The organism is Marinobacter shunpengi, assembly GCF_045449695.1.
Lineage (GTDB): Bacteria > Pseudomonadota > Gammaproteobacteria > Pseudomonadales > Oleiphilaceae > Marinobacter.
This window is the reverse complement of sequence record NZ_JBJJKZ010000005.1, coordinates 506947-526699: the sequence shown is the minus strand read 5'-3', so window position 1 is coordinate 526699 and position 19753 is coordinate 506947. Positions and strand designations below refer to the sequence as shown.

The 19753-nt window shown below is 60.8% G+C and carries 16 protein-coding genes; 4 read left to right on the top strand and 12 right to left on the bottom strand.

The window, feature by feature from the left end; genetic code table 11:
- Nucleotides 1–29: 29 nt before the first annotated feature.
- From ACJO2E_RS04325 to ACJO2E_RS04295, 7 genes are read right to left on the bottom strand one after another with little or no spacing between them, the layout of a single operon-like run.
- The gene (locus tag ACJO2E_RS04325) at nt 30–722 is read right to left on the bottom strand and encodes an acylneuraminate cytidylyltransferase family protein (protein WP_406962167.1); all 693 of its coding nucleotides are present in this window, start codon (nt 720–722) and stop codon (nt 30–32) included.
- Nucleotides 723–737: 15 nt separating this feature from the next.
- On the bottom strand, nt 738–1790 hold the full coding sequence (locus tag ACJO2E_RS04320) for a nucleotidyltransferase family protein (RefSeq protein WP_406962165.1): 1053 nt from the start codon (nt 1788–1790) through the stop codon (nt 738–740).
- Nucleotides 1790–2455 carry an acetyltransferase gene (locus tag ACJO2E_RS04315; RefSeq protein ID WP_406962163.1) on the bottom strand — a complete coding sequence of 222 codons (666 nt, stop codon included), beginning with the start codon at nt 2453–2455 and terminating at the stop codon, nt 1790–1792. Before ACJO2E_RS04315 ends, ACJO2E_RS04320 begins: the two co-directional genes overlap by 1 nt.
- Nucleotides 2448–3548 carry an N-acetylneuraminate synthase gene (gene neuB / locus ACJO2E_RS04310; RefSeq protein ID WP_406962161.1) on the bottom strand — a complete coding sequence of 367 codons (1101 nt, stop codon included), beginning with the start codon at nt 3546–3548 and terminating at the stop codon, nt 2448–2450. Before neuB ends, ACJO2E_RS04315 begins: the two co-directional genes overlap by 8 nt.
- 30 nt (nt 3549–3578) lie before the next feature.
- Complete coding sequence (gene neuC / locus ACJO2E_RS04305; RefSeq protein ID WP_406962159.1) at nt 3579–4748, bottom strand: UDP-N-acetylglucosamine 2-epimerase; 1170 nt, start codon at nt 4746–4748, stop codon at nt 3579–3581.
- Complete coding sequence (locus ACJO2E_RS04300) at nt 4745–5905, bottom strand: LegC family aminotransferase (protein WP_406962157.1); 1161 nt, start codon at nt 5903–5905, stop codon at nt 4745–4747. The genes neuC and ACJO2E_RS04300 overlap by 4 nt, the downstream gene beginning before the upstream one ends.
- Entirely contained in the window at nt 5898–6890 is a 993-nt protein-coding gene (locus ACJO2E_RS04295) for an NAD-dependent 4,6-dehydratase LegB (protein WP_406962155.1), read from the bottom strand. The genes ACJO2E_RS04300 and ACJO2E_RS04295 overlap by 8 nt, the downstream gene beginning before the upstream one ends.
- Nucleotides 6891–7269: 379 nt before the next feature.
- Here ACJO2E_RS04295 and ACJO2E_RS04290 point away from each other — a divergent pair, with 379 nt between their 5' ends.
- Nucleotides 7270–8436, top strand: a complete 1167-nt coding sequence (locus tag ACJO2E_RS04290; RefSeq protein ID WP_406962153.1) for a flagellin — start codon at nt 7270–7272, stop codon at nt 8434–8436.
- 66 nt (nt 8437–8502) lie between these two features.
- Here the strand turns inward: ACJO2E_RS04290 and ACJO2E_RS04285 are convergent, their stop codons facing one another.
- Nucleotides 8503–9501 (bottom strand): hypothetical protein, encoded by a 999-nt coding sequence (locus tag ACJO2E_RS04285; protein ID WP_406962152.1) that lies wholly within the window; start codon nt 9499–9501, stop codon nt 8503–8505.
- Between the two features lie 198 nt (nt 9502–9699).
- Here ACJO2E_RS04285 and ACJO2E_RS04280 point away from each other — a divergent pair, with 198 nt between their 5' ends.
- Entirely contained in the window at nt 9700–11700 is a 2001-nt protein-coding gene (locus tag ACJO2E_RS04280; RefSeq protein WP_406962150.1) for a tetratricopeptide repeat protein, read from the top strand.
- A 97-nt stretch (nt 11701–11797) separates the two neighbouring features.
- Here ACJO2E_RS04280 and sbcB read toward each other — a convergent pair whose 3' ends face one another.
- On the bottom strand, nt 11798–13243 hold the full coding sequence (sbcB, locus tag ACJO2E_RS04275; RefSeq protein WP_406962148.1) for an exodeoxyribonuclease I: 1446 nt from the start codon (nt 13241–13243) through the stop codon (nt 11798–11800).
- Nucleotides 13244–13480: 237 nt separating this feature from the next.
- Here sbcB and ACJO2E_RS04270 point away from each other — a divergent pair, with 237 nt between their 5' ends.
- On the top strand, nt 13481–14497 hold the full coding sequence (locus ACJO2E_RS04270) for a response regulator (RefSeq protein ID WP_406962146.1): 1017 nt from the start codon (nt 13481–13483) through the stop codon (nt 14495–14497).
- Between the two features lie 2 nt (nt 14498–14499).
- A complete protein-coding gene (locus tag ACJO2E_RS04265; RefSeq protein ID WP_406962144.1) occupies nt 14500–15474 on the top strand; it encodes a sensor domain-containing diguanylate cyclase in 975 nt (324 codons plus the stop codon).
- Here ACJO2E_RS04265 and ACJO2E_RS04260 read toward each other — a convergent pair.
- The 3 genes from ACJO2E_RS04260 to ACJO2E_RS04250 all read right to left on the bottom strand — a co-directional run bounded on the left by ACJO2E_RS04260 (nt 15457) and on the right by ACJO2E_RS04250 (nt 19608).
- Entirely contained in the window at nt 15457–16557 is a 1101-nt protein-coding gene (locus ACJO2E_RS04260) for a tRNA-queuosine alpha-mannosyltransferase domain-containing protein (RefSeq protein WP_406962142.1), read from the bottom strand. The two genes, ACJO2E_RS04265 and ACJO2E_RS04260, sit on opposite strands and share 18 nt — an antisense overlap.
- A 103-nt stretch (nt 16558–16660) precedes the next feature.
- Complete coding sequence (locus tag ACJO2E_RS04255) at nt 16661–18388, bottom strand: alpha-amylase family glycosyl hydrolase (RefSeq protein ID WP_406962139.1); 1728 nt, start codon at nt 18386–18388, stop codon at nt 16661–16663.
- On the bottom strand, nt 18385–19608 hold the full coding sequence (locus ACJO2E_RS04250; RefSeq protein ID WP_406962137.1) for a glycosyltransferase family protein: 1224 nt from the start codon (nt 19606–19608) through the stop codon (nt 18385–18387). The genes ACJO2E_RS04255 and ACJO2E_RS04250 overlap by 4 nt, the downstream gene beginning before the upstream one ends.
- Between the last annotated feature and the right edge of the window lie 145 nt (nt 19609–19753).

The window sequence follows — 19753 nt, the reverse complement described above, 5'->3', positions numbered from 1 at the left end:
GTTCCGGCATGGCAAGTTTTCAGGCTCAGTCAGCGCTGCTCCATCAGACTCTGACAGATTTTCAGGTCCAGTGCTTCATCCACATCAATAGAACGTTCCCGGGGCATGATACTGGCCAATACCCGGGGGGTGAACAATGACCCCGAAGCGAGGAAGTCACTGACATCCACCACGTACACCGCACCGTTGAGCCGGTAGTCGGGCTCATAATCCTGGGAGCGACGTGCGGACCAGAAGTCCACGCCCCGAAATTCCCCGGTTTCGGCGACCTTCCCACACCAGGCCAGCGGGTGTTCCACCGGCGACACGGATACCACACTCTCACCGGCACCACTGCAGTACCGGCCCAGGGCACTCTCGATATCCTCACCGGTGCGCAGTGGCGAGGTGGGCTGCAGCAATACCAGTGTATCGGGGCCCCGCCCCTCCTGGCTCTCATGGTCGATGGCGTGTTTCAAAACGTCTGTGGTTGTGGCGTGATCGGTAGCCAGTTCCGGCGGACGTGCTACGGCGCGAACGCCGTCAAACGACCGGGCAATGGAAAGCACCTCGGGATCGTCACTGGTCACCAGTATGTGGCCCGCCAGCCGGGCGTTCAACGCTGCCCGGATGGTCCAGGCCACCATCGGCTGGCCGGCAATCTCGGCGGTGTTCTTGTGGGGCAGGCGCCTGCTGCCCGCCCTGGCGGGGATGACAGCGAGGATGCGTCCGGCATCTTTCATGTCAACTATCCACCGTCACGTCAGCTCTCCTTCATACTCATCCTGAGCACGCTGAAAGTCGTTCATTCGACCTACATCCAGCCAATATTCGTGTACCGGATAGGTCGTGATTTTCTCGCCCCGGGCCATCGCCCGCTCCAGTAGCGTCGGCATATCCACGCACTCGCCTTTCTTTACCTGGCCCACCAGTTCCGGAGATACCACATAAATGCCGGCATTGATGAAGTATTTCTGGATGGGCTTTTCCGTCATCCCCTGAATGTAAGGGCCCTCGCATTCAACAACGCCGTAGGGCACCTGGTATTCGAACTCCCGCACACACATGGTGGCAGCACTCGGGTTCTGGTCGTGGAAATCCAGCAGCCTGCGATAATCCAGGGTGGTAAGCAGGTCACCATTCATCATGACCAGGGGCAAATCCACCTCGGACCCGGGCAACAGCCCCAAGGCGCCCCCGGTACCCAGTGGTTCTTCCTCATGGACATACTGGATGGATACACCCCACCGTTGCCCATCGCCAAAGTGGTTGCGAATCTGTTCCGGCAGGTAATGGGTCGAAATAAAGAACCGGTGGAAACCCGCGGTAACGAAACCTTCGAGGATCAATTCGAGGATGGGTTTCTCGCCCACCTTGAGCATGGGCTTCGGGCAATCGTAGGTCAGTGGTCTCAGGCGGGTGCCAAATCCCCCGGCCATCAGGAACACCGGATTGTTGATGGTGTTCCGCTCCAGGAGGCCATGCAGGGTGTCCAGTCCTACCAGATGGCCCTGCTCGTCGACGACCGGCAACTGGAGCAGCTCGGATCGCTCCATCACCGAGAGGATACGGTCCCGGGTCCACTCGCTCCGGGCCACCTGGGGCTGGTCACACATAACCTCCGCAACCGGTCGGTCCATTGAGGTCTGTTTCATCAGGGCCCGGCGCACATCGCCATCCGTCAGGGTACCCAGCAGCTTGCGTTGCTCATTCACCACCAGCACGATTCGTAGCGCCCCTTTGTCAAGGGTGGCAATGGCGTCGGTTAATGGCGTGTCGGGGGATACCAGTACAGAATGCCAATCTTTCATCACGTACCTCGGCTAACGGAACGGTTTGCAGAACGGGCTTTCCGCCCCGAATGATAGATGCTAGCCCCGGCAACATCCTGTAAAAGCAGGGACCCGGCCCCCACAACGGCCCCGGCCCCGACTGTAATCTCCTGGATCACCGTGGTGCCAGCGCCAATGAAGGCGCCTTGCTGCACCGTCACGTCGCCACAGATAATCACTCCGGGCGCCACATGGCAATGGGCACCGATACGGCTGTCGTGATCAACGGTGGCCGAACTGTTCACGATGGTGTTGCAGCCAACTTCGGCACAGGCCTGGACCACGCTGCCCCGCATGATCTGTGCACCGACTTCGATCCGGGCCTTCCCCGACACCGATGCCGAAGGATGGATAAGGGCCGGAAACTCGTACCCGGCGGATGTCATCTCCTCAAACAACCGCTGGCGCAGGCCGGAGCCTGGCATCATGCCAACGCCATTGGCAAGATAGACCCCCGCCGGCGCAATGGCATGGAGTCGATCGTCATCGCCCAGCACTTCGATGCCCATCCAGCGCTCCCCCTGTCGGTCCGCCAGGGCCGGATCGCATACGCCCCGCACGGTCGCCCCCAGGCTATGCAACACATCCAGGACCACCTTGGCATGGCCACCACCACCCAGCAGTACGAATGGCCGGTCAAACATCGTGGTTACCTCCGGCAGTGGTTATGACCTCCCCCGGAGCGTAGTCCTGGTCCGCAACCCGGCCAACCAGGTCCCAGAATCGAACGGGGGATAACCCCTGCCCTGCCCGCGCCGTGGCCAGGTCTTCATGTCCCAGCACCTGCCCCCGCCGAATAGGGCGAGCGGCAATGAGCTGCTGCCGTGCGGCCTGACGTGTGTTCCACTCACTCGGCTGCACCCGCTTCAGTCCAGTTCCCAGCGCGGCTTCAACGGTGCGGATCTGGCGGACCATGTCGGTCAGCTCGTCTGGCTCCAGGGAGGCACGATGGTCGGGCCCCGGCATGGAACGGTCCAGGGTAAAGTGCTTCTCGATCACCCTGGCGCCCCTGGCAACCGCTGCCACCGGTATAGCCACCCCCAGCGTATGATCGGAGTACCCGACCGGTAGCCGGAAAGTGGTCGCCATGGTATCCATCGCCGCCAGATTGACCTCTTCGAGGGCCACCGGATACTGGGACGTGCAGTGCAGGAGGGTGACCTTTCCCCGCAGGGCCTCAAGGGCAGAAGACTGGCTCCAGTGCTGCCATATCTCGGCCACCGAGCCTGGCTCCCGGTCATGGCAGTAACCGTGGGCAAGTACGGCCAGCGCCTGTTCGACCTCACCGAGTGTGGCCATGCCCGTTGATACGATCAGCGGTACCTGGCTATTGGCGAAGGCCCACAGCAACGGTGCGTTGGTCAACTCCCCGGACGGTACCTTGTAGACCGGCAGGTCGAGGGATCTGAGGAAACGGAAGCTCTGCAGGTCAAAAGCAGTGGACAGGAATTCGATTCCCTGGCTCCTGGCGTGTCGCTGGAGATCACCATGCCAGCTTTCCGGCAGTTCAAGCCGGGCCAGCATCTCCTGCTGGCTCTCATTCTCCGTACCACTTGTCTTCTGGTAGTCCGCTTTCGGTGCCCCCGCTGCCAGACGTCTGGCATTAAAGGTCTGGAATTTGACGGCGGAGGCGCCACTGGCGGCCGCCACGTCAACCAACGCAAAGGCGGTGTCCCGGTCGCCATTATGGTTGACCCCGGCTTCCGCAATTATCGTAACGTTATTGTTGTCGTTCATCATCGTTCACCACTCCGTGCCCCGGCCCCATCACGTCGAATCAGGGCGGGCCGGCAAATCATAAAAGGCCTTGGGGCCGGCCTGGATACCTTCACAAAGGCGTTTGACTATTTTATCGCTGGTGAAGCCATCACCGTAGGGGTTGACCTGGTGTTCCACCCCTGCCCTGAACGCCGGATCCAGGGCACGACACACCGCCGCCATGATGCCTTGTCGGTGCGGCTCGCAATGAATGACCGAAGGTGCGGCCAGCCGCCCCTTCTGACGAAGACCAATATCCACTGACGGGACGCCCAGGGATGGAATTTCAATGATGCCACTGGACGAATTACCCAGCACCGCTTCGGCACCGGAAGCCACCGACAGGTAACGTTGCATGCCCAGGGACTTCGCCGCCAGGCAGCGATCGGGAGCGCTGGCCACATACTGGTCGATCAAACGGATAATCCGGCGGCCACCGTCATCAGCGTTGGGATAGGTAAAAACAACGCCGTGTTCGGGAAAGGCGTCCATAGCGGACAACAGTGCCTGGAACGTTCCCTCCGGCTGTTCATCCCCCTGGGTGACCGGGTGGTAGGTCACCAGGATGTAAGGACGACTGAAATCGAACGACAGGTCCGCGGACAATGCCTGTGGTGTGAGCCGCGGTGTGCGGCGGACGTTCTCCAGGCCCAGCGCGCCCACATCATGGACCATGGATGGAGGTTCGCCCAACTGGATAACCCGTTGCCGGCTCTCGGGAGTGGCAACGAAATGGAGATGGGCCAACTTGGTAATCGCATGGCGAATCGGATCGTCGTAGGCCCCTTCGGTCAGTTCCCCACCATGCAGGTGTACCAGGGGCACCCGATGTACCAGTGCCGCCTGGCTGAAGGCCAGGGCCTCGAAACGGTCCCCCAGGACCAGGGCGGCATCGGGTGACAGCCGTTCCAGTGCCTCGGCAAATCCCATCAGGCCGACACCCATGGATTTGATGACCCCAACCGGGCTATCGGAAGACAGCAACATTTCCACCGTTGCATCGATCTCAAAGCCATCGTCCCGGATGTCATCCACGGTGTAGCCGAATTCCGGCGATAGATGGGAGCCGCTGACAATCAGCTGCAGGGACAGGTCCGGCGCTGAGTGGATGGCCTTCAGCAACCAGTACAGCAAGCCGTACTCGGCCCGGGTTCCGGTAAAAACAGCGATCCTGGTCATGACGCCGACCACCTGACGCTACTTGGCAGGTTAACCAGGCGCCCGACAACGTCCCGTGCTACTGTCAGGTCGCCCCGCAGGCAGTCCGAGTATATGTCGAGATCACACATCAGTTGCCACGCCGGCCGGGTCATCACACCCTCGTCGTTGGTCGTGGTTAACAGGGCGTCACGGACCCGCCGTGATGGGCAGAGCACGGCGTTGAGCCAGTAGTTGCTGCGACACCCCTCCGGTTCAGCCACAAAGCTGAGATCCGAGCTGGCCAGCAACGCCTGGTACTCGGAAGCCAGTTGCCGTTTCTCTGCAATAAAGCCCTCCAACTGTTCCATTTGCGCCACCCCGAGAGCTGCGTTGAGATTCGGCATGCGATAATTGAAACCGATGTCGTCGTGCACGTACTCGTAATTATGGGGCACCTTGGCGGTGGTGGTCAGATGCCGGGCCCGTACGGCATCCCCGGAATCCGCCAGGATCATGCCTCCACCGCCGGTGGTGATAATCTTGTTACCATTGAAGCTCAAAACCCCCAGTTGCCCGAACGTTCCGGTATGGCGGCCATGGTAGAAACTGCCCAGGGATTCCGCCGCATCTTCGACCAGGGCCAGGTTCCACTGCTCACAGACCTGTAACAACCCCTGCAGATCGGCCGGGTGCCCAAAGGTGTGCATCGGCAGGCAGGCCTTTACACGGCGGCCGCTATCGGTGTGACGAACGGCTCCCCCTTCGTCGATACGGCACTCTGCTTCCAGCCAGTTGGCCACGGCGGCAGGAGATAAACCCAGGTTGGCGGCATCGATATCCACAAAAACCGGGTGCGCCCCACAGTAATGGATAGCATTGCAGGTCGCCACGAAGGTCAGGGGCTGGGTGATCACCAGATCCCCCCTGCCCACCCCAGCGACCCCCAGGGCCACATGCAACGCGGCCGAGCCATTGACCGTGGCCACGGCCGCCGGACTGGCCGTGTAGGCCGCGACCTGCTCCTCGAATTCGCTGACGAAGTGCCCGACACTCGAGACGAACGTGGAGTCAATCGTTTCTCCCAGGTAGTGCTTTTCCCTGCCCCTGAAGACCGGTGCGTGAAGGGGAATGAACTCGTCCGAGCGGTAGTAATCCCGGACAAAGCCTATGAGGGAACGAATCGACGGGCTAGACATTGTACAGGCCGGTCTTGTATCGGTTCAGGTTGTCCGGATTGGAAAACCAGTTAATGGTCTTCTGCAGGCCCTGCTCAATGGAATGGCCAGGTCTGTACCCGGTCAGCCTATGCAGTTTCTGGTTGTCTCCCCACAACCGGAACACTTCCGACCCGGATGGACGCAGACGCTGCTGATCAGTGACAAACTCCACCTCAGATCCCATCAGCTTTCGGATCAGGTCCAGGGTGTCAGCGATGGATATCTCATAGTTCGAGGCGATGTTGACCGTTTCACCAATGGCCGCATCCGCCCCGGCCAGCGCCAGGAAGCCCTGGCAGGTATCCTCGACGTAGTTGAAATCCCGGGTGGGCGACGTGTCCCCCAGCTTGATCGATGTCTCGCCGGCGGCGATCTGACCGATAATAGTAGGAATCACCGCCCGCGCCGATTGCCTGGGACCATAGGTATTGAACGGGCGGGCAACGGTAACCGGCAACTCGAACGCATTGTAGAAACTCATGGCCATGGCATCGGCGGCAATCTTGGACGCGCTATAGGGCGATTGTGGCTGCAGGGGGTGTGCCTCGTCGATGGGAACATACTGAGCGGTACCATAGACCTCGCTGGTGGAGGTATGGATAAAGCGCGACACGTCATTCTCCAGCGCCGCCTGGCACATATTCAGGGTGCCGCGGACATTGGTGTCAACGTAGGAGTCCGGCGCGGTATAGGAATAGGGAATAGCAATCAGGGCAGCCAGGTGAAATACCTGGTCCACCGACCGCGTGATGTGCTTGCAGTAGTGCGGATCACGAACATCACCGGTGACCACCTCGACCTGATCCAGGCAATCCACGGTTTCGAGCCAGCCCCAGTTATTGAACGAGTTGTACTGGCTCAGAGCCTTTACCCGGAACCCGGCCCGCACTAACTGCTCGACAAGATGGGAGCCAATAAAACCATCCGCTCCCGTAACCAGCACCCGCTCAGGTGATTTCATCATAGACCGAGCCTACTCATCTCATAAAGTGTTACAGCTACGGTGAGTCTAGCGCAACTCGCCGTTTTTTCTCGTTAATTTCTGTAGCCAATTTAGCAGCCCGATGGGTGCCGGAGAACCAATCAGCATCGGCTCCTGGCGTCCAGGCCGCCCCTGGCAGGCGGCAAAAACCCGCCGCCGACCGGATTGCCCAGGCACGCCCCACCTCTGAGGTCGAAAATTAACCCATTAATATTCAACGCATTACAAGAAAAACAATAAAAATGGCACAGAACTCGCTTGGACCGCCTCAACTGGCAAGTAGCAGAAACCTTTTTGCCGCCCCCACGTCCATATTCGGTCGGGATGGGATTAACGGCGTCTCTGAACTGGGAGAATCGATATGCCTCAGATCATCAACACCAATATTGCGTCACTGAACGCGCAGCGCAATCTCGATGCATCGCAACGGGACGCAAACACATCGTTGCAAAGATTATCATCAGGCCTTCGCATCAACTCCGCCAAGGACGACGCCGCCGGACTCGCCATTTCCGAACGCTTCCAGTCCCAGATTTCGGGCCTGAACATGGCACAGCGCAATGCCAACGACGGCATTTCCCTCGCCCAGACAACGGAAGGGGCGCTGGATGAGATCACCGCCAACCTGCAACGGATCCGTGAGCTCGCCGTTCAGTCCGCCAACGCCTCCAACAGCCCGTCCGACCGTGAAGCCCTGAATGCCGAAGTCCAACAACGGATTGCCGAGATCAACCGGATCGCCGGTCAAACATCATTCAACGGATTGAAAGTACTGGATGGCAGCCTGCCCACCCAGACCTTCCAGGTGGGAGCCAATGCCGGCGAGACTATCAGCGTGAGCGGCCTGGACGCCCGGGGCAGCCAGATCGGTTCCGTTATTGGCCAGACCACCAACCTGCTTCAAGAAGACGACGGTACCGACACCCTGCAAACCATCTTTGAGGAAGGCCGCACGGCCAGTTTCACCATTGACCTGACCCACCCCGACGGCGTTACCGTCACCACCGTGAACGTGACGGACGCCACTTCGCTTCAAGACGTCCTGGGCCAGGTCAATGCCCAGACACCCACCACCGAAATTGCCGTGAACATGAACCGCACCAACGACGAGCTGATTTTCTCGTCCCAGTACGGCAATGACTACTCGGTGGATATCACCGTCGATGGCGGCACAACCCAGACCGTTGCCGCCACGGCGGCTGCCGATACGGTTTCCGCCAACGACACGGATATTTCCACTCAGGACGGCGCCGATCTGGCGATGATCTCGGTGGACTACGCCATCGAAACCATCAATGGCCTTCGGGCGGAGCTTGGTGCGGTCCAGAACCGCTTCGAGTCCACCATTGCCAGCCTGTCCACCACCTCAGAGAACCTGTCGGCGTCAAACAGCCGTATACGGGATGCGGATTTCGCGGCGGAATCCGCGAATCTGGCACGGACCCAGGTGTTGCAGCAAGCCGGCCTGTCTGTACTGTCCCAGGCCAATGCCCGGCCCCAACAGGTACTTCAATTGCTGCAGGGCTAATTGGTGTAAAGCCACAGGCCTCCTGAAAATGCCGGCTGCCACAACAGCCGGCATTTTTTGTTCCTGTCACACCGGTTCCGTAATCGCCTGCTGAAGCTCATCGCGATAACGGCTCACCAATTTGGTATCACCAGTCACTTCCTCCACCACAGACAGGTAGCGTTTCTCCAGCTCATCCGCGAACTCACGGGAAATGGAAAAGCGCCGGAAATCGTCGGGCACGGTATCCGCACGAAGCCACCCCAGTGTCCGCTCCAGCTCTGCCTCACTGGCATGTTCGACAAACCGTCGGTTCAGCCAGCTTTCGTAGTGGCTGCTGACCTGTACCAGCCGTTCCCGCTCCAGGCCGACATAGGATTCACTTTGCTGCAATACCGAACGCATATGGCTGCCCAGCCCGTTCAGGCACGACAGAACATACAGGCGCTGGCCGGAAAGGGAGGGATTGGATACCGGAACATCCCTTGCGGTCGGGATCGGCATACTGAACATCTCGCCGAGCGACGCCCAGAAATTACCTTCCCCTTCCCGCAGGGTCTCATATGGCAGTATCCGCACATTACGGAAATAACGTCGATACAATCCCAGCAAATAATCCAGGTCCAGGCACTGAAGGAGAAATGCACGACGTTCGTGCAGGAATTCCCTCGCGCTACCGCTGCCTCCCTCGTTCAGGAACTGGGCATGCATTGAACGAATCCATGACACCGGGCTGCGCAAGGTTATCAGGACGTTCTGGGTTTGTGACGCCAGGGTCCCCATCATCCTGCTGGCGTTGTCCTGATAGACACGGAGCATTTCCGCATCACCGGAGTCCAGGAAACCACACGACAGGCCCTCGCTGGACAGGACCAGTGACTGCCCGGCCTTTAGTGGCTGATCAAGGTCAATATCGAGATTCTTACCAACATCGAAACAGTTGTTCGCCGTAGACTCCCGCAGGTACTCAACAACAGGATTAAGGCCCTTGTTAGACAGGGCAATTTTCTCATCCAGCGCCCACACCCCCTGCATATAGGTGGTTGCGGTTTTCATCAGCCCGATATGAATACAAGCAATTTCCATTCGTCACCTCCGTAAGCCCCATACGATATACAGGAGGGCACATATCAGCAATCACGTGATAAGAGAGTCACCATTTCATCCGACCGCAAATAGAGCTTGGCATGCCATTCGCTTACCTTTCCCCAACAACGGCAAAAACCGCCAGAAAACTGCAGATCCTTGCCGCTCCTTGCCGCGGCCCGGTTGATGAGGTGTTCCATGCAAGCACAACACAATGTTCAGGTTTCCGACTCCCGGAAGGCCGAGGTAGCCCGGCTGTTGCTGGAAGCCAACCAGGCCTACGGCGAGTCCAACCATCCCCAGCGCCGTTATCTTGAGCGGCTCCGGGCGCGGCAGGCCTGCCGTGACCTGTTGGGCCGGGCGCTGGCCATCCAGCCTGATCACGGCGCCGGCCTTGGCCTGCTGGGACGGGTGGAGATGGACGACGGCAACCTGGATCAGGCCGCCGCCCTGTTCGAGGAAAGCCTGGAGCGGCAGCCGGAACAGCCCCAGCAATACTGCAATCTGGGCTACTGGGCCCTGAAGGCGGAACGTCCCGCCCGGGCGGAAGGCTACTTCCAGCAGGCCCTGGCGCTTGACCGGCAATCCGCCGCCGCTTTCTGCGGCGTGGCCCATGCCAAGCGGGAACAGGGACTGTTCGACGTGGCCTACCTGCATTATCGCAAGCTGATCCAGCTCGGTCTGGACTGGCCTTCCGTCTACAGCGGCATGCTCAAATGCGCGGCACGGATCGACGTCCACCAGGCGGATACGGAACTGGCACTGGACGCCATTGCCCTGCTGCGCCGGGACGAACTGCCCCATCAGGAGATCGGACGTTTCTGCGCCGCCATCCTGCGCCAGCAATATGACCTGGACAACCCCAATGCCGAAGTCTTCCTGGACGCGGCGGCGGAAGACGAGCTGCTGATCCTGGCCCTGGACCGGACCCTGATGCCGGACCCGGCCATTGAGGAACTGGTAACCCTGCTGCGCCGGGCCATCATTGCCGAAGTCGCCCAAACCGTCGCCCTGCGTGACGATTTGCAGGCGCTGACCCTGGCCATCGCCCGTTATGTGGACCGCACCGGGTACGCCCTGGTCGCGGAGGCGGACGAGGAAAGTCTGGTTGAGACAATCAATAGCAGCATTACCGCCCAGTTCGCCATGGCGGAGCCCCTGGAAGCCCTGGTGGGCAGCGTGATGATCAGCGCCATGTACGGTGCCCTGTTCCACCAGGAATTCGCGCCCCGACTGGGCCAATGGTCCCTGACCGACTGGCCGGCCGGTATGCAACCGGTGATGGCCGCCAGCTACTATGACCGGGCCCTGGACGAGTCCATCAAGCAGAACTTCGAGGAGAAGGCCGAGGAACTGACCCTGGCCCGCACCGACGTGCCCCAGGCCTGGCCCAGCTGGAACCACCTCGCCTACCATGCCGAAACCAGCCTCAAGGCCATCATGGCCCAGGAGCTGGGCATGGACACCAGCGCCCTGCCCGGCACCCTGCGAATGATGATCTGCGGCGCCCAGTCCGGCCAGCGGGCGCTGGAGCTGGCTCACTATCTGGACGACGTGGAAATCATCGCGGTGGACGAGTCCCTGGCCAATGTCGCAACGGCGACCCGTCGGTTCGAGGAACTGGGGCTGAACAATATCGTCTTCTGGCCCTGGTCCGTGGCCCGTCGATTCGTGGCGGATGGCCACCGGGTCCACTGGATCGAGATGGGGCGGTTGCCATCGTCAGCCATCGGCGACCTGTCGCTGTCCGCCCTGGTGAGCGACGCCGCAACCCAGGGTGCCGTGGTGCACATGCACACGGCCGTGGCCGAACAAACCAGGGGCGATGCCCAGATCCGCCAGCTTGTGGAGACCCACAAACTCCAGCCCACCCGCGAGAATCTCCGCCGGCTCCGACGCATGGCCCTGAACAGTCGCCAGGATCCACAGTGGCAGGACCTGCTCCAGGAGGAGGATTTCTATGGCCTGGGTGGCTGCCGGGACCGCTGGTTCCGCCCCCAGGACATCAACCAGCTCAAGGACCTGATGGGGCTGGTCAGCAACGAGGTGGAGTGGAAACTGCTGAAGGCCCGTGACCAGGACGGCCACAGCCTGACCCTGGCACCGGTGGCCCGGCAGGTCCGTGCCGAGGCCCTGGGCAGTCAGGTGCAGAGTCTGGTGGGGCAGCCTCTGTCGGTTTACTTCGTGCGGAGGCGTTGAAGGCCAACTACGAGATTGGGGGGAACATTCCCTCTCCCCAGCCCCTCTCCCGCCAGAGGAGAGGGGCTAGTAACGTTCAGTTCCCAATACCGGTCGATCAGAAGTACGGCATAATCGATTCGCCATAGAGGTGCAGATCCTCCAGGATTTGCATCTTCTCGGGTGTCATGGTCGGATCCTGGGCCAGTCCCTGCAACGCAACGCCAAATGCCTCCAGTGACAGCCAACCTTTGCCGGGCTCCATCAGGCGTTTCCGGCGAAAGCTTTCCCAGCGCTCACGCTCTTCATCAATCAACGTATCCGGGAAGTTTCGGGCACGGTAACGGAACAGCATTTCCTGCAGACGCGGGTCATCGAACCGTTCATTCACCTCCACCAATTGCTCCGGGGGCTGGCTGATGATCCAGTTGAGCCGCTTACGGTCGGTGTCGCCGATAAAGCCGCCCGCATAGAGTTGCTCATCCGGGTCCGTCAGATCACTTTCCGGTTGCTTGCCAAACGCCTCGGCAATCTTCTGTGGAAGCCCCTCCGCTTCCCGCAGGGTGGCCAGGTTCCGTCGCAGGGTGTCGCCGTCCAGTTCCAGTTCACCCAGGCGCTCCGGACTCAGACTCTTCAGCATGGTGCCCGGCGCCAGCACTGGGCACTTATTCACCTGCACTCCCTTTAGAGGAAAGCGGGTCACGCCCTCCCCAAGCTCTGCCTGTGACGTAAACACCCGTTCACGAATTTCCTCTACACTGGCGTTAATCAGTTCCGAGGGATCTTCCCGCAGGTCATAGACAACCACCTGATTCCTGTTGGTGGGATGCTCCGCCACCGGCGCCACCATGGCGCAGCAACCCCGGCTGGCGGGGTATTTCGAGGACACATGAAACACGGGTTTCATTGTGGCGGTGTCCAGCATGGCCCGGGCGGAGTGCTTGTCCTTGTTGCTGAGGACGAAGTCGAACAGCTTCGGCTGTTTCTCCCGGATCAGCTTTGCCAGGGCAATGGTGGCTTCCACATCGGACATGGCATCGTGGGCCGCTTCATGGGCGATACCGTTGGCGGCGGTCAGTTCCTCCAGCCGGAAGCTGGGGCTGCCGTCCTCCTTTCGGGGCCATTCGATACCCTCCGGGCGCAGGGCATAGGTCAGGCGGACCATGTCGATGATGTCCCAGCGGGAATTGCCGTTCTGCCACTCCCGGGCATAGGGATCCCGCAAGTTGCGATAGAGGGTGTGGCGGGTGACCTCATCGTCAAAGCGCAGGCTGTTATAGCCCACCGAACAGGTTCCCGGCTGGCTGAACGCCTCATTGATCCGCGCAATGAACTCCGCCTCCGGAAGCCCTTTCTCCAGGGCCTTCTGGGGCGTAATGCCGGTGATCAGGCAGGCCTCGGGGTTAGGCAGGTAGTCATCCGACGGCTTGCAATAGATGACCAGAGGGTCTTCGATGATATTGAGGTCGGCGTCGGTACGGACACCGGCAAACTGGGAAGGCCGGTCATGGATGGGGTCTGCGCCGAAGGTTTCGTAGTCATGCCAATAGAAAGAGCGAATCACGCCTGGGCTCCGGATTGTCCATTCGAAGCACGCAGTGTACCAGTTTCCCCGGAGGGACCTGTAACCGGGGCACGGGCCATTCCTGTTGCTGCCCAGGTTTTGCAGGCTTTAACGGTTGATCGGTTATCTGACGACCAATTGCCTGTATCATGGGCACATATTCCAGGCCGGTTCCGCCCATGGTCCGGGATCGGTCGGACAACCTTCATTCAGCCCTCGTGGCGAGCCTGATTTCCTATGCAAACCCGCATCCTCATCTGTGATGATTCGGCGATGGCCCGCAAGCAGATGGCCCGGGCACTGCCCCAGGACTGGAGCACCGAACTGCTCTACGCCGGCAATGGCCTCGAAGCGCTGGACCTGATTCGCCAGGGCCAGGCCGACCTGTTGCTGCTGGACCTGAACATGCCGGACATGGACGGCTACGAGGTGCTTGATGTGATCCGCCAGGAGGATCTGCCGGTGATGACCCTGGTGGTGTCCGGCGATATCCAGCCGGAAGCCCGTAAGCGGGTGATCTCCCAGGGCGCCATCGATTTCCTGAAGAAACCGGTCAAGCCTGCCCAGGTGGCGGAACTGCTGGAACAGTTCGGGCTCTATCAGCCAAATCCGTTCGCCCCCCAGCCTGACCGCCAGGGAGCCGGCAACACGGCCCCCTTCAGCGTTGGCCTGTCTGATTTCCTGCAGGAGGTGGCCAATGTCGCCATGGGCCAGGCCGCCGACCTGCTGGCGCGACTGCTGGACACCTTTGTCCGGCTGCCGGTACCGAAGATCACCACGGTCTACCGCAGCGAGCTGAGCATGGTGCTCACGGCGTCGGCCCAGCAGCAGGACACCTACTCCGCCGTGTGCCAGGGCTTTACCGGTGCCGGCCTGGCTGGCGAGGCGTTGCTGTTGTTCTCGGACTCCAGCGTCAAGGACATGGCCCGGCTGCTTGGCTACGGAGATCCAGACGCCGAGACCGTGGAGGTGGAGGTGCTGATGGACATGTCCAGCATCCTGTTCGGGGCCTTCCTTCGGGGGGTCGGGGAACAGATGGACATACACCTGGGCCTCGGTCAGCCGATGGTACTGGGCCGCCACCGCCGGGTGGACCACCTGGTGGAACACCACAACCGGCGTCAGGAAAAACTGATGTGCGTGGAAATACCGTACCGGCTGGAGGGTTACGATATCCGCTGCGACCTGCTGGTGTTCCTCACCGAGGAATCCATCCACCAGCTTGAAACCAACCTGCCATTTCTGACGGGGTGATTATGGCCGACGAATCCGACGCTGCCGGCTACCATGCCCTGGTCACCCTGCTGGAATCCATCGAGGTGGGTCTGGTGGTGATTGACCTGGACTACCGGGTCAGGGTCTGGAACGGGTTCATGGAGAACCACAGTGGCGTGACCTCCAGCCGGATCCACGATCAGGTGCTGTTTGACCTGTTTCCGGAACTGCCCCGGAGCTGGCTGGAGCGCAAGGTGCGGTCCGTGGTCACACTGAACACCCGGACCTTCACCTCCTGGGAACAACGCCCTTACCTCTTCCGGTTCCGCAATACACGGCCCATCACCGGCACCGAGGAGTTCATGTTCCAGAACCTGACCATCAGCCCCCTGACCGGCCCCGATGGCAAGGTCACCCAGGTGTGCCTGATGGTCTACGACGTCACCGATGTGGCCGCAGGCCGTAAGGCCCTGGAACACGCCAATGCGCAGCTGGAACGCCTCAGCTCCACCGACCGGCTTACCGGCCTGCTTAACCGTGGCACCTGGGAGAACCTGCTGGACGCCGAGTTCGAGCGTTATCGGCGCTACGGTCACAACACGGTGCTGGCGATGTTCGATATCGACCATTTCAAGGCCATCAACGACACCCATGGCCACCTGATCGGCGACGAGGTCATCCGGGAGGTGGCCCGCATCACCCGGGACTCCCTGCGCCAGGCGGATCGTCCCGGACGCTATGGTGGCGAGGAGTTCGGCATCATCCTGCCGGAAACCGATATCGACGGCGCCCTGACCATCTGCGAGCATATCCGTGAGACTATCGCCGGCCAGGACTTCGACACGGACAACGGCACGATCCGCTGTACCATCAGCATGGGGCTGGTCCAGCTTGATACTGGCCCGGACAACTACATGGCGTGGCTGCAACAGGCAGACAGTGCCCTCTACCAGGCCAAGAAAGGTGGCCGGAACCAGAGCGTGGTGGCGCCAGCCAGCCTAACGCAGAGGGGCTGACATCTCGTTGATGTGCCTTCGGTATTCCAGGACCAACCGGGAAAGCCGCCACCCGTCGGGGCTGACGGCCCGGGGTCGCTGATGCAGTAGGGTCTGCAGACAGTCAGCAGCGCCCGCTGCCTCGGCGGCGGCGTCATCCTCCCAGCTTGGGTAGCATTGCGACGCCGGTACATATTCCGGGTAGGCAAGACGGTGAGGCGCCAGCGCCAGGCAGCCGGATGCCATAGCCTCCAGCATGGCCAGCCCCTGAAAGTCGTGGGTGGCGGTGCTGACCACAACATCGGCACTGGCCAGCAACCGGTCGTAGTCCTCTCGCCGGTCCTGGAATCCCCAGTGCACCAGGTACTCCCCGAATTCCTCCTGGATACGGTCAAAGGCTGGCGGCTGGCGGCGAAACTGCTCCCCTACCACACTCAGCCGGAAGGGCTGTTGCCGCCGCTTCAGTTCCCGCAACAGGTAGAGCAGGCGCTCCGGCCCCTTGTCGTACTCCCATCGGTGGTTCCACAGCAGGTGGGGACAGTCCAGGTCCGGCGGTGACGGCCTGGGCACAAACAGCCGGTCCTCAATGGGAACCGGCAATACGTGGGACTTCTCGCGGATGCTGTTGGTCATATCCGGCGGCAGCCGGTCCGGCATACGATCGATAAACCGGTAAGCGCCGTCCAGGAAACTGTCCCGGTTCCACGCACTGTTGAACAGCACCCGGTCCGCGGCCAGGGCACTGTAGAGGTTGACCATGGCAGGTTCGGCACTGGAGTGCTGGCGTCCGGAATCCGGGTAGGCAAACTGGTTCTCATGCATGTATAGCAGGACCGGCGTCCGGGCCAGATCCGGGTTCAGCCCCCGAAGCGTGGCCAGGTCCACCATGGAGGTGGCGATGATAAGGTCCCAGGATTCCTGCAGCAACGGCTCCCCGAGCCAGCTCAGGGGATTACCGCGAATCCGCCAGCGGAAGAACCGGGGCGGGAGTGCCAGCGTGTGCCAATCGCAGTCCGGCAGCGCCGTCATCAGCTGCTCGCGCCAGCGCCGATGGCTGCCAGCATCGTAGCCGGACAGCAGCAGGATGCGTTTTGGATCTGCCATAACCGGGCCTGTCTTTATCAGTCGCGCCCCAGTGTATTCATCCTGGCATTAAATGTCCCGCCCCGAACGACGCATCACCCCGGAGTCATCCATTGGCCAACGCCTACTGGTTAGACAGCCAAACAGCCTGGTAGGGCTTCAGGGTCAGGCATCCGGACAGGTCGTCAATACGCTCGCCATCGATCAGGTCATGCCACTGGTCGGTTCCGATCAGGTTGATATCCGCCAGGGACACCTGCTGCACCTCGTCGGTGATATTGTGGATGCAGAAGATGGACTGGTCCCGCCGCATACTCTGCCGCCAGAAACCGAAGATCTTCAGCCCCAGGTGCAGGGTGAACTGGGTGGCGTTGGGGTGAAATGCCGGCTGACTCCGCCGTATGTGGATCAGCCGACTCAGTTCGGTGAACACCTTGCCATGATGACTCAGCGGGTTATCCAGCTCATTCTCCAGGGCATCCAGCTGCCACTGCCCCCGGTTGATGGAGCGCAGGCGCCCGGTATGTTCCATGCGGGCATGGTCGTTGCCGGTACCCAGCAGGCTGTGGATGTAAAAGGCGGGAATACCCTCCAGGGCCAGCATGATGGTATGGGCACACAGGAAACGTTGCAGTTGCCACTGGTCCGGGCCGTGCTCCTCGGTGCCCTTGAGGGCGTCCCACAGGGAGATATTGATCTCATAGGGCTGGCTGTCGCCATTGCCCAGGCGTCGGTAGGATACCTTGCCACCAAACGTCTCCATGCAGCGGATCAACGCCTGCTTTTCCTCGTCCGTCAACAAGCCGTCCGTGGGTCGCATCCCTACCCCGTCATGGGACGCGATGAAGTTCAGGTAGGTGGTGCCCATCTGGGCCGGCGGCATGCTCATCAGCCAGGTTTTCAGGTGACGGCTGTTACCGCTGACCAGGGTGTTGATCAGCAGCGGCGGCAACGAGAAGTTATAGATGACATGGGCCTCGTTGGCGTTGCCGAAATAGGTCAGGTTCTCCCGGTTGGGTACGTTGGTCTCGGTGATCAGGATGGCATCCGGAGTATGGTGTTCCACCAGCAGGCGGATAATCTTGATCAGCTCATGGGTCTGCTGCAGGTGGATACAGGAGGTCCCCGGTTCCTTCCACAGATAGGCCACCGCATCCAGGCGAAAGATGCGCACACCCTGCTCCAGGTAGAAGCGGATAATTCCCACGAACTCGATCAGCACCTGGGGATTGGCAAAGTTCAGGTCCACCTGGTCTTCACTGAAGGTGCACCAGACATGGCGTTCTCCATCCTCCGTCTGGAACGGGACCAGCAGGGGCGAGGTACGGGGACGAACCACGTCGCTGAGGTCCTGCCCCGGGTCCGCCTCGACGAAGTAGTCGCTGCCCGGATGCTGCCGCCGCCGGAAGTTCTCGAACCAGCGGCTGCGGGCGGACATGTGGTTGATCACCAGGTCGGCCATCAGCTTGTAGCCGGAGCCGATGGCCCGGATATCGTCCCAGCCCCCCAGGGACTCGTTCACCTGGCGGTAATCCATCACCGAGAAGCCATCATCTGAGCTGTACGGAAAGAAAGGCAGCACGTGCACCGCATTGACAGTGCCCTTGAGGCAATCGTCCAGGAACCGCTTCAGCGTGTGCAACGGCTTCTCGCCGTCGGCCTGGACCGAATCCCCGTAGGTAATCAGCAGGATGTCAGACTCATCCCAGTTGTTCTGGTGAGCGGGCGGCCCGGGGCGATCCTCCTCCAGGGCCATCGCATCCAGCAGTTCCCGGGCGAGCCAGCCGGTGTCCAGGGCGGGATAGACCTGGTCCAGCATGCCGGTCAGTTTCTGTATCAGTACATCGGTCATGGCGCGTATTCCTGGTTATCCAGTTCCACCGCCTCCGCCATTTCCGACATCAGGTCCGGCAACGCGCTGACCACACGACTCCAACTGGGAATGAATGGCGCATCCATGGGGTTGTCCAGGAAATAGTTGCCCGCCTCCATCACGTTACGGGCGAACATCTCCACCGCCTGCTCCTCGCTGTGACGGTCGATGGTAAGGCCGTTGATCAGGGCATCGTTCTGATAGGTCTCGATAAAGTCCAGGGCGATACGGTAGTAGGTGGCCTTGATGGTGCGGAATTCCTCGGTGGACAGCACCTCGCCATTGGTGGCCAGCTTGCGGAACAGGGCCTTGCAGATATCCATGCTCATCTTGGACAACCCCGTGCTGGCGTCTTCCGGCGACAACTCCTGGTGCTTGTGATCGTAGTTGTCGGCGATATCCACCTGGCACAGGCGATTGGTGGCGTAGTTGCGCCTCATCTCGGACAGTACGCCGATCTCCAGCCCCCAGTCGCTGGGAATGCGCAGGTCGCTGATCACGTCCCGGCGCAGGGAAAACTCCCCCGCCAGGGGATAACGAAAGCTGTCCATATAGTCCAGGAATTCCCGCTGGCCACACACTTTCTTCAGGGCGCGCAGCAACGGAGTGACCAGCAGGCGACTGACCCGGCCATTCATGCTCCCTTCCGCCACACGGGCGTAGTATCCCTTGCAGAACATGTAGTTAAATGCCGGATTGGCCACCGGGTAAATCAGCCGTGCCAGCAGGTCACGGGAATAGGTGAGGATGTCGCAGTCATGGAGGGCGATGGAGCGGCTACGGCCGGCGGCCAGTACGTAGCCGAAGCAGTACCAGACATTACGGCCCTTGCCCATCTCGGAGGGAGCCAGCCCCTGCTCCCGCAGTTTGAGGTCAATGGCCCGCAGGCGGGGACCGTCGTTCCACAGTACCTTGACCTTCTGGGGCAACTCCGAGAAATACTCCATGGCGTGCCGGTACTCGCCCTCACTGGCCCGGTCCAGCCCGATCACAATTTCCTCCAGGTAGGGCACGGCCTTGAGTTCCTGCACGATATTGGCCAGGGCCGGTCCCTGCAATTCCGAATAGAGGGACGGTAATACCAGCGCCATGGGGCGGGTCTTGCTGAACCTGACCAGCTCCTGCTCCAGGTCCTCCACCGGGCGTCGGGTCAGGTTATGAAGGGTGGTGACAATACCGTTCTGGTAAAAATCCCCCATTGGGACTCTCCTTGTGGTTTCGGGTACCTGGTGCGCCATTCAGTTAATTTACCAACTTACTGCGCGACGCTGGGGTCTCTGGCCAAGGCGCCAGTCCGCCGGTGTGGTGGGCCCACATCAAGGGCTGGCAATACCGGCCAGAGGC